Source organism: Paenibacillus sp. J31P190, from assembly GCF_059692075.1.
In genome coordinates this window covers 23,272-37,186 of the sequence record NZ_JCAUAS010000001.1, presented here as the reverse complement: position 1 = coordinate 37,186, position 13,915 = coordinate 23,272, and the positions used below count along the sequence as shown (strand labels likewise).

10 protein-coding genes are annotated in these 13,915 nt (G+C 35.3%); all 10 read left to right on the top strand.

All coding sequences use genetic code 11. The annotated features are described in order from the left end of the window. Positions 1–8: 8 nt before the first annotated feature. The 10 genes from AC58U0_RS00180 (at position 9) to AC58U0_RS00135 (ending at position 13,235) form a co-directional block, all read left to right on the top strand. A complete protein-coding gene (locus AC58U0_RS00180) occupies positions 9–1,208 on the top strand; it encodes a glycosyltransferase (protein WP_497377003.1) in 1,200 nt (399 codons plus the stop codon). Between the two features lie 4 nt (positions 1,209–1,212). After that, positions 1,213–2,394: a glycosyltransferase gene (locus AC58U0_RS00175; RefSeq protein WP_497377002.1), complete on the top strand. Its 1,182-nt coding sequence runs from the start codon at positions 1,213–1,215 to the stop codon at positions 2,392–2,394. 18 nt (positions 2,395–2,412) lie between these two features. Further along, positions 2,413–3,606: a glycoside hydrolase family 88 protein gene (locus tag AC58U0_RS00170; protein WP_497377001.1), complete on the top strand. Its 1,194-nt coding sequence runs from the start codon at positions 2,413–2,415 to the stop codon at positions 3,604–3,606. After that, positions 3,603–4,148, top strand: a complete 546-nt coding sequence (locus AC58U0_RS00165; RefSeq protein ID WP_497377000.1) for an acyltransferase — start codon at positions 3,603–3,605, stop codon at positions 4,146–4,148. The genes AC58U0_RS00170 and AC58U0_RS00165 overlap by 4 nt, the downstream gene beginning before the upstream one ends. A gap of 93 nt (positions 4,149–4,241) precedes the next feature. Then, positions 4,242–5,174, top strand: coding sequence for an SP_1767 family glycosyltransferase (locus AC58U0_RS00160; protein WP_497376999.1), 933 nt, complete (start codon positions 4,242–4,244; stop codon positions 5,172–5,174). Between the two features lie 9 nt (positions 5,175–5,183). After that, positions 5,184–6,197: a glycosyltransferase gene (locus AC58U0_RS00155; RefSeq protein WP_497376998.1), complete on the top strand. Its 1,014-nt coding sequence runs from the start codon at positions 5,184–5,186 to the stop codon at positions 6,195–6,197. Between the two features lie 13 nt (positions 6,198–6,210). Next, on the top strand, positions 6,211–7,773 hold the full coding sequence (locus tag AC58U0_RS00150) for a lipopolysaccharide biosynthesis protein (RefSeq protein WP_497376997.1): 1,563 nt from the start codon (positions 6,211–6,213) through the stop codon (positions 7,771–7,773). Between the two features lie 171 nt (positions 7,774–7,944). Beyond that, positions 7,945–9,492 carry a fibronectin type III domain-containing protein gene (locus AC58U0_RS00145; protein WP_497376996.1) on the top strand — a complete coding sequence of 516 codons (1,548 nt, stop codon included), beginning with the start codon at positions 7,945–7,947 and terminating at the stop codon, positions 9,490–9,492. 39 nt (positions 9,493–9,531) lie between these two features. Further along, positions 9,532–11,934 (top strand): right-handed parallel beta-helix repeat-containing protein, encoded by a 2,403-nt coding sequence (locus AC58U0_RS00140; RefSeq protein WP_497376995.1) that lies wholly within the window; start codon positions 9,532–9,534, stop codon positions 11,932–11,934. Between the two features lie 128 nt (positions 11,935–12,062). After that, complete coding sequence (locus AC58U0_RS00135) at positions 12,063–13,235, top strand: acyltransferase family protein (protein WP_497376994.1); 1,173 nt, start codon at positions 12,063–12,065, stop codon at positions 13,233–13,235. Positions 13,236–13,915 lie beyond the last annotated feature (680 nt).

Genomic DNA, 13,915 nt, shown 5'->3' with positions numbered 1-13,915 from the left:
GGTATAAAATGAAGAAAAAATTACTTTTTATTATGCCTAGCTTAACAGCGGGTGGGGGAGAAAAGAGTTTAGTAACCTTATTAAACAAAATCGACTATAGCGCATATCATGTAGATTTGTTTTTATTAACTCATGAAGGGCTTTTTATGGAATTTATTCCCAGTGATGTACGCCTATTGCCTTTACCTGAAACCTATAACTTATTTACACTGCCTTTGTTTCACTCTATAAAGGAGCTATTGTTTAGAGGCAATGGGGGATTGGCCTATAATAGATTGATGTTCTCTTTAAAGAATAGAAATGCAGGAAACATATCCAAAAGAGAACAGTATAACTGGAAATACATCTCTAAATCGTTTGAACCCCTACAGGAAAAGTATGATGCTGCAATCGGATTCTTAGAAAAAACTTCTACTTATTTTTGTGTAGATAAAGTGGATGCTGCGAATCGAAAAATTGGTTGGGTTCATATCGATTACGATCAGTTAGGAATGGATTCGCGGTTCGATGACGATTATTTTAACAAGTTGGATCATATAGTGACCGTATCGGAGGAATGTGCCCATATACTCGAAAATCGCTTCCCTGAACAAAAGGAAAAGGTGGAAGTCATTTACAATATCGTATCCCCGACGATCATTCAGAAAATGGCAAGCCCAAATCATCTAGATGTATATGAGAAAAAAGAGGATGAAATTATTATTTTATCCATAGGCAGATTACATTACCAAAAGAATTTTGCTATGGCAGTTGAATCCTGCAAGATATTAGTAGACCGCGGCTATAAGATCAGTTGGAATATTATAGGCGATGGTGAAGAAAAAGGACAACTCATGAAATTAATTGAAGAGAATCATTTAGAAAACAACTTTAAGCTGCTAGGTTTAAAAGCGAACCCATATCCTTATATCAAGCAAGCAGATATTTATGCGCAAACTTCAAGGTTTGAAGGGAAATCTATTGCTATTGATGAGGCTAAGATATTGAATAAACCAATTATAGTCACGAATTTTAGCACGGCGAAGGATCAAGTTAATGATGAAATAGATGGACTCATCGTAGATATGAATGCTAACGCAATGGCAGACGGAATTGAAAAGTTGATTAAAGATAGCAATCTCAGAACAAAGTTATCATCCAATCTATCTAAATTACAGTTGGGAACAGAAGAAGAAATCGAGAAATTATATGAACTTCTAAACAGGTGATTCTATGAAGAAAAAAGTGCTATTTGTAATGAACAATTTGAGCTGTGGCGGAGCTGAAAAAGCACTAATTTCCTTATTGGAAACAATGGATTACGCAGCGTATGATGTGGATTTATTTTTACTTAAACATGAAGGGCTATTTCTTAGTAAAATTCCACAGCAAGTGAATTTGTTGGAAGAACCAGCTGAATATAAGTATTATGATATGTCTATTAAAACGGCTATTATGGATTGCCTTAAGAAAAGGCGATTGCATATTGCTCTATTCAGGATACTTGCCGGTACCATCTATAAAATTGAAAAAAACAAAATTCGATGCGAGCAGCGGGTTTGGAAATATATAGCGAAATCGCTGGCTAACATAGATACTAAATATGATATCGCCATCGGGTATTTAGAAAAAAATCCGATTTATTTTTGTATAGATAAAGTGAATGCTGCTAAAAGAATAGGTTTTATCCATAATGACTATGACAAACTTGGGATGGATCCCTTCTTAGATCAACCCTATTTCGATAAGCTTGACCATGTAGTTACCGTATCGGAAGAGTGCGGTCATATTTTAAAAAATAGATTTCCGATGTATAGCCATAAGGTTGATGTCATGCACAATATCGTGTCACCGGCAGCTATACATAAATTATCGCAAGAATCGATAAATATGAGCGATGCTGAGATAAAACTAGTTTCAGTCGGAAGATTAAACTATCAAAAAGGCTTTGAAATGGCGATCGAATCATGCAAAATGCTTATCCGTGCAGGATATGTAGTGAAATGGTATATCATTGGCGAGGGAGAAGATCGAGGGAAGTTAGAAAGAAAGATTGTTGAGGAGGGATTGCAAGGAGTTTTCGTTCTCTTGGGCATTAAAGAAAATCCCTACCCGTACATAAAAGAAGCAGATATATATGTACAGCCATCTCGATTTGAGGGGAAATCAATTGCTATAGATGAAGCGAAAATTCTACATAAACCTATTGTGGTAACGAACTTTAGCACAGCTAAGGATCAAATAACTAATCATGATAATGGTTTGATTGTGGAAATGAATTCAAAATCCTTATATGAAGGAATTGCGTCACTCATCAATAATGAGGCTTTGCGTGAACATTTTACATACCAATTATCTAATGAACGATTAGGAACGGAATCGGAGATTCATAAGCTTTATGAAATGTTTAATTAATTAAAGGGGATACAGCATATGATTATTCAAATAATAGGTTTAGCACTACTTTGTATAATTGCAATAATTATATCGATTGATGTCGTTCCTATTGGGAAGGATTGGCTCAGTAGAATTCATATTGGAAGATATCAGGATAAACAAATATGGAATAAATCGATCACAAAATTAGGGCTGAAGTGGTTGAATACAACGCCAAAGATTAAAGTGACGGATCATACAAGATTAGTAGTAATCGATATGTTAAAAGGAAATTACACGAAAAGTGCCATTCAACATTGGCAAGAAGCATCGCTTTTATTAGGATTGTCGGAATATTTGATACATAATGACGATAAAGATGTGAAACGCGAGCTTAGAAAGTATTTAAGCTTGAAATTTGATAGTCAGGGCCAGTGGCTTCATATGCCTAATCATGTAGATGCGGCCATATTAGCTTATGCATTAATGAAATTGGACTTTATCGAAACGGATAACTATAGATTGGCTCTTGATAGTACCTGGGCTATGATCAAAGAACATATCGGACACGATGGTACAGTGGCTTACCGTAAGTTTATGAAAGGTTATCGGTATGTTGACACAATCGGGTTTATTTGCCCGTTCTTAGTATCTTATGGTATTCGATATCAAGTAGATGAATGTGTAGATTTGGCGGTTAAGCAAATAAAAGCTTATGAAGAGCAAGGCATGTTGGAAGGACATCATATACCAAGTCATGCCTATCAAGTAGATCGCAACGTCCCATTAGGACTTTATGGTTGGGGTAGAGGGCTTGGATGGTATGCAATAGGTCTTATCGATGCATGGCTTGAATTGCCAAATGATCATAGTTATAAGCCCGTCTTGGAAGAAAGTGTGAAAAAGTTTGCAACGGCCGCTGTACAGTTCCAACAAGAGCAAGGTAATTGGAATTGGACAGTCACCAGAGGAGAATGCAGGCCTGATTCTTCAACAACAGCTACACTAGGATGGTTCATGCTAAATGCGTCCCAAATCGATGAAATTTCGGAATTATGTATAGAGAGCGCAAATAAAGCAACCAATTACTTGATGAAGGTTACAAGAAGAAATGGTGCTGTTGACTTTTCTCAAGGAGACACTAAAGATATAGGCGTATATTCGATGTTATTTAATATACTTCCATTTACGCAAGGATTCTGTATTCGAATGATGAATTCCTATAATGGTCTTAAGGTTGTGAAGAGATGATAAAGAGAATTATAACTTCAATAAAAGTCCGGGTTAGAAACAAGTTATTTCCAAAAACAGAATTGGAGGTATTAAGAGAAAGAGGATTAAAACATGGTAAAAATTTTAATTACTTCAATAGCCACATAGATTATGGTCATTGTTGGCTTGTAGAGATTGGTGATGATGTAACAATTACCAATAGTGCCATACTGGCTCATGATGCAAGTACCAAAGTATATTTTGGTAAGACAAAGATTGGGAAAGTTAAAATTGGAGACCGAGTATTTATAGGATTTAGAAGTGTTGTTTTATGCAACGTTACAATCGGCAATGATGTCATAGTGGCTGCTGGGTCCATAGTAACAAAGAATATTCCCGATAACAGCATAGTAGCTGGAAATCCTGCGCGAATTATCGGAAAGACATCCGATTACTTGGATAAGCATCGGGAAAATCTTAAGGTTAAACCGGTGTATGACACATACTGGCCAAATAAAACACAGGAACAAATCGAAATCATAAGAAAAGAATTAGACAATGACTTTGGCTATGATGAATAAATATAGTATACTCTGAAGTTTACTCTATTTCACATCGGTATGGATGGGTCATGAGACAGTAATAATAAGCGGAGGAAGATGGGTGAATAGTTTATGATACTAAGAACGTTAAAAGATCGTTTAACAGTAGTGTGGAATTTGATGTTTGATTTAAAACATGAAGCTCAGCATCAAGCTAATATTGTTATTGATAGCATCATTAGACTTTTGTTCAGTTCTCCCAAAATTAAAACCATCGACCATACCTTAGATGAAATCTTGAATAATAAAGCCTCTGTTTGTAGGTACGGAGATGGCGAATTTAAATTAATGATGAATACCAGAATTACGTTCCAGAATTCAAATGAACTCTTAGCAATAAGATTAAGAGAGATTTTAAAGGTTGAAGACCCTGGGTTTCTAGTATGTTTACCGGATGTGTTTGAAGATCTAACACAATATCATGATGAACCCAGGAATTACTGGCGACGACATTTAGCAAAGTATCGCTTGCAATGGTATAAGCTCCTGTCCGAAAAAAAAGTATACTACAATTCGTTTATATCCAGATGTTATTATCCATTCCAAAATAAGTCGAATAGTCATCGATGGTTTGCTCAAATGAAATTAATCTGGAAAAACAGAGACATTGTTATTGTTGAAGGAAGGAAAAGTAGGTTAGGTGTAGGGAACGATTTGTTCGATACAGCCAATTCGATCGAGAGAATTCTAGTTCCTGAAGAGGATGCGTATTCCGCATATGACAAGATTATGGCTGAAACCAAAAAGATCGTGAAACATAAATTAATATTGCTGGCAATTGGCCCCACTGCAACGATCATGGCCTATGATTTATTCAAAGAGGGATATCAAGCTATTGATATAGGCCATGTGGATATCGAGTATGAATGGTTTCTAAGAAAAGCGAATACGAAGATAAGTATAGAAAATAAATATGTATGTGAAGCAGGAGCAGGGCAAGGTGTTGGAGAGAGTCAAGACAAGAAATATTTAAAAGAAATAAAATGTATTATCACAACGAGTTGAGGTGGCCAAATGGGTGAAATAGTTAGCATAATCGTACCCATGTACCGCGCAGAGAAATGTCTACCCAGATTGATGGAATGTATATTTAACCAAATATATACAAATTTCGAATTAATACTTGTGAACGACGGTTCACCTGACAAATGTGGTGAAATTGCTGAGTACTACGCAGCTAATGACACCCGTATTAGGGTTATTCATCAAGAAAACGGTGGTCCCAGTAGTGCAAGAAATACGGGTATTGATGTGTCTACTGGGAAATACATTGTATTTATCGATGCTGATGATGAAATTTCAAAGCAATATTTACATCTCCTTTATAAGACTGCCGAACAGCATCAATGTGATGCGGTTATTAGTGGTTACCAAACAACGCCAAGTCATCTCTCATTTATACCGGGGTATAAGGTAAATCAGCTAATGCAAGGAAGAGAACTCGTACTAAGCGCATCAAATATCCATTCCAATAATGATTTATGCTATGCATGGAGGTACTTTTACAAGACAAGTTTTTTAAAGAAAAATCAAATTAAATTCAATGAAAATGTCTTTGTCGGCGAAGATGTCATATTTAACTTGGAAGTTCTCCTTACATCGAAGCGCGTGTATGCGATATCCGATATCCTGTATTACTACACAGATAATAATCAGGATAGTGTAATGAGACAACCTTATAAACCAGCATTGGAAAGCAGTTTAATTTTACAGCACAGATTAAGAAAGCAGCTCTCTGAAAAGTTCGGTTTGCTTACGGATAAAACTTACAGGAATGACATGGCCAATTATTATATAAAAACAATTTATAGATTGCTAATCCGGAATGTAAAAAACAGCTCTGACCTAAAAATCGATGTCGAATTGCGCAGGCTTGTAAGGCATGAAATGTTCCAAGATAGTGTCAAAGAAATAGGCTTTGCTTATCAGTGCAATACCATTAAAGAATACATCTATTATTTGGCTCTTAAATTTAAAGTATTACCGATTTTAATAGAAGTGCATAAAAGAGAATTCAGAAATCAGTAAAACAGGAGCCAAAATGAGAGTAAAAAATTCGCTAATTAATGTATCAACCGGAATTGCCAGTCAATTCATCATTACATTGCTCAGTTTTCTGTCAAGAACTGTATTCATTAGTGCTTTAGGGATTGAATATCTAGGAATTAATGGATTATTTACGAATATATTAGGCATGCTTGCCCTAGCGGAAGCTGGAATTGGCTCAAGTATAGTATACAGCCTGTATAAACCGATTGCAGAAAATGATCAAGAAAAAATTAATGTATTGATGAATCTATACAAAAAAGCTTTTCGGATCATCGCACTCGTTGTTTTCCTTCTAGGAGTTGCAGTTCTGCCCTTTATTAAATATTTTGTTCAAGATACAAGTATTGAGCATGTAAATCTAATTTTTTTTATTTTTCTGTTAAATACAGTATCGAGTTATTTATTTTCACATAAAATCTCTCTCTTGAATGTCAGTCAAAAAGGTTATATTGTAACGGGGGTATATTCAATCTCATCCATTGTTGCTACCAGCATTAAGATTGGAATATTGTATATTACTCATAATTATTTGATGTATATCATCATTGATATTCTGATAACGATTTTAACGTCAGTGATTTTATCTATTATGGTAGATAGAATGTATCCATTTATTAAGAGCAAAGTAACGACACAATTAGACACTGAGACCAAGACAAGTATTATTAAGAATGTGAAAGCTTTAATTCTGCATAATATAGGTGGATATTGTGTGTTTGGCACTGACAATCTGATAATTGCTTCTTATGTAAGTGTGGCTGCAGTAGGCTTATATTCAAATTATTATATGTTCATTACGATTTGCAGAACGTTTATCAATCAAGTTTTTGATAATATTAATCATAGCATTGGAAATTTAGTGGCAAAAGAAAGTGAAGAAAACATTTATCGTATATTTAAAATAACCTTCTTTTTCAATTTTTGGATATATTCTTTTTTTACAATATTTTTATATATTACATTAGATCCGCTAATTACTTTGTGGTTAGGGCCTGATTATCTGATAAGTAAAAGTGCAGTTATATTTATTATGTTGAATTTCTATATATCTGGTATGAGACGCTCTATTGTAATGGTAAAAACTACTTCTGGCATTTTTCATCAAGACAGGTTTGCGCCTTTTTTCGAAGCTGGAGTAAACCTAATTTTATCTATTATACTAGTACAGTACATAGGTATGACAGGTGTTTTCATAGGTACATTAATAAGCACTATCGTTGTACCTTTTTGGACAGCCCCATATTTTGTATATAAGGAAGTTTTTCGTAAACCTGTAAAGGAATATTTTTTAATTTACTTGAGTTACTTGACTATAGGTATAGGTATTTACGTGGTAACAAATTTTATTTGTAATTTATTACCAGTTAATAATATTTTTCTGCTAGTTGTTAGAGGGCTGATTTGTATAATCGTTCCGAATGTTTGCTATGTACTAATTTATCGTAAATCGAATGAATTTAAATATATGTATTCGATTATGCATCAGTTATCATCAAACTTATATGTAAGAATCAACAAATTTAAGAAGAGGTCAGTTTTAAAAGAAAATCTTTAAAATCGCCCCGTTGCTGCCATTCCTGGAGCAAAGGGGTGATTTTTAGTTTGAATTACATTAATTGGGTTAAAGAGCAATCTATTGTGGGACATGAATAACGAACAAGTGATATTAAATTGCATATAGTAAATATAAGAAGGATTAGCTAGATTGAGAGGGGATGAGTAAGGAATGACCTATCAAACAAAGAAGTTGCTTGTTGATTCAGAGGGCGTTCAGATTCCACAATATTTTAATGAATCTAATGATCAATTTGAACCTTTGTTGGGTTCAAATGGTGGAACGAAGATGCTTTGTGCTAAAGCCAAGGAACCATTTAGCGGAAACGCAGGATTAACAAAAAATTTCAATAGTAATATGGATGGTTTTGTCATCACGAATGATGGGATAACTGATTTAACGTTTACTATCAAAAATGATACCTACACCGTGAAGGCCGGTGAAGTATTTGAAGCCTTTTTTGAACCGTTTAATTCTGTACTGATCTCGACCAACTCTTCCTTTCGTGCGTACTGTACTCAATTTGTAAATATTATTACGAATAATAACCCTGACGTAATTGCTCCTGACAATGTGACTAATTTATCTGCAACGAATGTTACTACTAATTCTCTGACTCTCAACTGGACGGCAAGTGCTTCTTCTGATACGGTGGCCTATAGAATCTCAAATGGTACTTCGTTCCTCACAAGTGTGCTAGGGACCTCTTACAACGTCACGCAACTTTCACCATCGACTTCGTATACCTTCAACGTTAAGGCTGTTGATGCCATGAATAATATATCGAGCGGAACATCACTAACGATTGCGACAACTGCACCCCAAGGCATAGTAATTACTAGCATGAATGTTACATCTTTTGGAACAACATTAACATGGCCAGTTGTCGGGGGGGCTTCCTCTTATGAAATCTACAATGGATCAACCTGGTTGGCGAGTACTTCAGGAACTAGCTACACGATGGTTGGATTAATGGCAAGCACGAATTATTTGCTTACACTTAAATCAAAGAATACGGCGGGTACTGAAACAAATATGGGAAATGTTTCGTTTGTCACTTCAGCATTAAATCCGAACGCACCTGTTTTGTATTTATTCACCGATGATATTTTGGCTGCAAACATGACAACAAACGGATTGCTGTGGGGAGACCGGAGTGGAAACGGTTATAATGTTCTGGTATCAAAAGGGTGGCCATATGCGAATTCTGCATTCCAAGGAAATATTCATGCTGATGGTCTGGAATATACGTCTGACGTTGTCGTTTCTAGTATTGCTTCCAATTTGATACCATTTTGTACAGATGTGTTTACGTGGGAATTTGAATTCATGCCACCGAGCATCCCTCTATCTAACTTTACACTTCAAGCTTACCAGAACGACTATTATGGTTATCAAACTTTCTTCGCGAAGAATAATGGTGATTTTCACCTTCAAAGTCCGAACAGCAGCTTATATACAGTTCTAAATACAAATCCCTCCATATTTAATGGAACAAAACATCATTTAATTGTTACTTGTGATGGCACGAATGTTAAAGTTTATCTGGATAATGCATTGATCGGCAATAGAGTAACGAATGGGAGAAGCACAATTATTTGTAAGACTCTGAGCATCTACAATAAAGATAACGGAGGTAGATTCCGCCGCGTCAGGTATTATACGCGCGTGTTGACTGATTCGGAACGAACAGCTAACTACAATGAGTGCATGTCTTAATTAGCTGGTACTACTACCATAGAGTGAGGTGATGGAATTATGGTTTGGGTCAAGAGTAGCAAGGATTTAGTATCAGACACATCAACTACCTATTTAATAGAGTTGTCAAGGTGGGGTATCACGAAAGGTCTTCCTGCTAAGCCTTACGTGGTAAATGACTATATAACTGCAGACAACAATATTCAAGGAATCAATAATGCCTTGAAATATGCTTTAAACAATAATTTCACAGAGGTTACTTTACCAAGAGGTGAGTATTCGGTTTGCTATCCAAGAACCATTAATATGGTTAGTCATTTAAGATTCAATCTTAATGGCTCAACGATTAAGGTGATTTATGATTCCGATAAGAAGTCACCTTTTGACAAAATAAATACGTCAGATTTTTATAAATTTGAAGGGACTGTTCTCACCTTTGATAACGTTTACAACGCGCATCTTCTCAATGGATATATAATTGGCTGCAGAGAGGATAGAAGCTATTCATATCCAGTGGGGGAAGCTGCTCTTGAAAGCTCATACGGCGTTCAATTCCAACGGACTTCAAGTAACAATTCGATAATAAATTGTAGTATAGGGTCATTTACTGGAGACAGTATCAACTTTATTAGTAAATCACTTAGTGAATTAATTGAATTCAATCCGCAATTTACATTAAACACTATCAACAATGCTACAGGTGCTCTAATTCCTGCGACAAACATATTAACGAGTAAATCAATAGACTTGCCTAATTTAGATGGTGAGAATTATTCTTCATTAGTCATTGCTGGTACAGGTTATGACAGAGTGATTGGAAGTATGAATACAAAAGATTTTGATATGGCTTTCTACAAATCAGATGGTTCCTTTATAGGCAAGATGAAAAGTCAAAGGATTTATACACCAGTATCTATTCCTAGAGGGGCATCCACGTACCGATTTGTATTTTTTGATGAAACAAATCCCAATAAAATATTTAATATAAGAATCATGTACGGAGATATTCCTCATCACAACATCATTCGTAATTGTGAGATTTATGGTTGCCAACGTGGTGGAATACAAGGCGGGGGATCCCATAATATTATCGAATATAATACGATTAGAGACACAGGAAAAGACGGAAGCAATGCTTTTCTAGATGGTGGCACCGTGTTTAATGATCCTACACGATATTGTTTCAATCAAGAAGACAATTATGGGGAAGGTGTAATTATTCGGCATAATCGCTTCTATGGCAGCAGTAATGGGATATTAGCGGGAGTATATACGATCAGTATCCAGAATAATCATTTTTATAATATGACCGCAAATGGTATCAACATATATGCTGTCCAACATGCAGATATTAAAGGAAACTATTTTTACAATTGTGGAAATAACATCGGATTGATGACAGCTGAACTGGAGAATCCATATATTAACATAACAGGAAACTATATGAAGGGTGGGAGTTTAGGCTTAGGCGGAGCGAAATATAAAGTGAATTTTAGTCATAACTACTTGATCAATTGTGTCAATATTAGCATGCCCTCTGAAAATGCAATATTCCAAAATAATGTGATCAAGTTTACAAAAGCATCTATAGGTTACACGTTTTTTATTGTCGATCTGGTAAAAGATTGTATATTTGAAAATACGATTTCAACAGGTTTCAGACTTGATGCTCGAGTGTATGCATACGAAGGATGTACTTTCGATAACATTGCAATTAAAGCAGGCTCACGAAATGAATCAACGCTAAGTGAGCATGTAAACATCGAGCAATGTACATTTAAAAACAATGCATACTTACTACATGACACTTCGGCAACAAATCCCAAAATTCTGAAAGTCAACAATTGTTCCTTTATCGATGCAAGGGTATGGAATTTAGTCACCAATATGAATAATATACGTTCCGTAACTTTAATCACAAATTGTTACTTTCAAGTGAATTCAATCACTGAAATCTTCGTGAGTCAAATAAACAGCCCAACCTCGGAGACTGAAATTGCACTTGAAGATTGTGTCATTGAAATAAAAACACCTGCGTTTGTTCGTTTGTTAACTCAGTTCTGGGGCAATGTTTCTACAGTAATATTGTCGCTGAAAAGAACCTCAATAACCTATTCAGGCTCTGCGACGCCACTTGCCTTAGTTTATTATCAATCCTCAAATGTAATGAAAAAATTCGTATCAGCAGACAACACATTTACGAATATTATCTTGCCACAGCAGGACCCCATTTATATTGGATATGATGAATCCAGGAAGTTCAAGAAGACCGTAACACTTACAGCTGATGGAGCACAATTTTCTTCAACAATTGTTCATAAATTAAACACAATGGAGCCTTATGTATTCAGCTTATCTTCCGCACAGATTGTACAGCCCAGTATCATGCTCATTGATGCAAATACAATTAAAATTACGTATACACAAAGCATTACTATGAATGTGACGGTTAGCAAGTTGTGAATTGGGATCAGAAATATGTGTATAGGCACCTTCGGGTGTCTATATTGAGGTTGAAAAAAGAACAAATATCTGTTATTGTTCTTTATAGAGAACAATGATTTATCATTAATTGGATTGGGGTGGTTAGTTTGGCTAATAGATTTGAAGAATTAGTCTCTTTAAGAGGAGTGGCTGCTTTAATTGTATTGTTGTCACACTTTATCTTTGCCTTACCAATGAATATTGCAGTTGTGAAACCTTATATTGCAGTGTTCACAAGTGGTCATGCGGCAGTAATTTTGTTTTTTGTTTTAAGTGGATTCGTCTTGTCGCTCTCCTTTTATAAGAATCCTCAAGTCAGCTATCCCAAGTATTTAATAAGAAGATTCTGCAGGATTTATATTCCCTATTTTATTATTATTGTCTTATCTTTCATTGCTAAGGTGAGTTTAGCTTCCAATATTGATAAGGTACCTGACATTATCGGGCTAGGCAATTGGGCGGAAAAAATAACTGTTGATAATATAATCAATCATATCCTTTTTTTAGGGGAGTACAAATGGTATACCTTCAATATGGTTATTTGGACATTAGTTCATGAACTAAGAATATCAATCGTATTTCCTTTCATTATGATTTTTGTCCTTAGGGCCAAGTGGAAATTAAGTATCATCGTGAGTCTCCTCCTATCTGGTGTTGGTTATTTCATGATGATGAATATCCCTAGTGAATTTCATAAGCCATTATCGACGAATTACTTTATAACATTGCACTATTCGTCAATGTTTATTATTGGAGCCTTGCTAGCTATACATAGAGTTTATTTAGTAAGTATCATAGCTAAAACCAGATTAAAACACGTTTTCCTTCCAATGGGGGTATTGTTTTTTTGTTATCCGCGTCTTCCTTTTTCGATATTATCAAAGTTAATTGGTAATACAGAGTACAACTTGTACTTAATAATGATTGATTGGTTTATTACCTTTGGAGCTGTTTTAATTATGTTGCATGCTTTAGGGGTTAATTACTTTTCGAAATTTTTACTTTTGAGACCCATAAATTTTCTGGGCAAAATATCGTTTAGTTTTTACTTATTACACGCATTGATATTGTTAATCATGTTGCATATACTGTACGGTTTGATACCAATGTTGATAATATTAGTTATTTCCTTTGTTTTATCTATCTTCATGTCAGCTTTGAGCTATAAATTTATAGAAAAACCTTCCATTAAGCTTGGAAAATATTTATCGGGTTACGGATTTAAACGGAATTCGAGTTCTTTAAATAACGATGAGTTATCAAAAAAAGTATCTGCATAAAAACGAAAAATAATCTTTTGCCGTACTAGGTTTTATGCCAAGCGTCTCGAATGCAAACGGAAGGAATTAAAATAAATCATATGTTTAGGATGATTGTTATTTGAATCTCAAAGCTTGAGTTCAAACGTTGCCTATTGCTGCAGAGCTAATACTACAATGAATGCGGCTGCTGTTTCAACGCAACGTACTTATCTTGAGTTAACCAGATGGAATATTAATAACGACAATTCGCACACTTCTGAACCAACAGATGGTCTAAATCTTGCTTGTTATTAAAAAAGGTCCATGTGATTTTTTTGGGGCAACGAGGGCGAGTGATCAAAGTCCCAGATGCATGTAATTGTTTTCTGGGATATTTGGTTTTAAAAATCTTCTGAGAATGCCCTCTCTCTTGTCAGACGAGGGGTGCTATCCGAAAAGCCCAAGCAGCCGTCCAAGATTGGGTAATGACATCCCTATGCAGATATCCATCTTTAAAAACTTATAAGTAGCGGCCATACTATCCTCCAAGGGGCTCATGGATCTGACAGCAGCTATGACATGGGTTCTATTCTTTGTCCTGTGGTACCAACAAGAACAGTGATACAGTGGGCTTAACTTCTAGACGTCCAATGCAAACTGTGGATAACGAACAAGCGTGTACGAAATGCCGAAATCTAAGCATTCTGAAAGATGGTCAC

Excerpts from the sequence above, each read along its gene's own strand:
- AC58U0_RS00180 (WP_497377003.1), top strand. The coding sequence starts at position 9 with ATGAAGAAAAAATTACTTTTTATTATGCCTAGCTTAACAGCGGGTGGG.
- AC58U0_RS00175 (WP_497377002.1), top strand. The coding sequence starts at position 1,213 with ATGAAGAAAAAAGTGCTATTTGTAATGAACAATTTGAGCTGTGGCGGA.
- AC58U0_RS00170 (WP_497377001.1), top strand. The coding sequence starts at position 2,413 with ATGATTATTCAAATAATAGGTTTAGCACTACTTTGTATAATTGCAATA.
- AC58U0_RS00165 (WP_497377000.1), top strand. The coding sequence starts at position 3,603 with ATGATAAAGAGAATTATAACTTCAATAAAAGTCCGGGTTAGAAACAAG.
- AC58U0_RS00160 (WP_497376999.1), top strand. The coding sequence starts at position 4,242 with ATGATACTAAGAACGTTAAAAGATCGTTTAACAGTAGTGTGGAATTTG.
- AC58U0_RS00155 (WP_497376998.1), top strand. The coding sequence starts at position 5,184 with ATGGGTGAAATAGTTAGCATAATCGTACCCATGTACCGCGCAGAGAAA.
- AC58U0_RS00150 (WP_497376997.1), top strand. The coding sequence starts at position 6,211 with ATGAGAGTAAAAAATTCGCTAATTAATGTATCAACCGGAATTGCCAGT.
- AC58U0_RS00145 (WP_497376996.1), top strand. The coding sequence starts at position 7,945 with ATGACCTATCAAACAAAGAAGTTGCTTGTTGATTCAGAGGGCGTTCAG.
- AC58U0_RS00140 (WP_497376995.1), top strand. The coding sequence starts at position 9,532 with ATGGTTTGGGTCAAGAGTAGCAAGGATTTAGTATCAGACACATCAACT.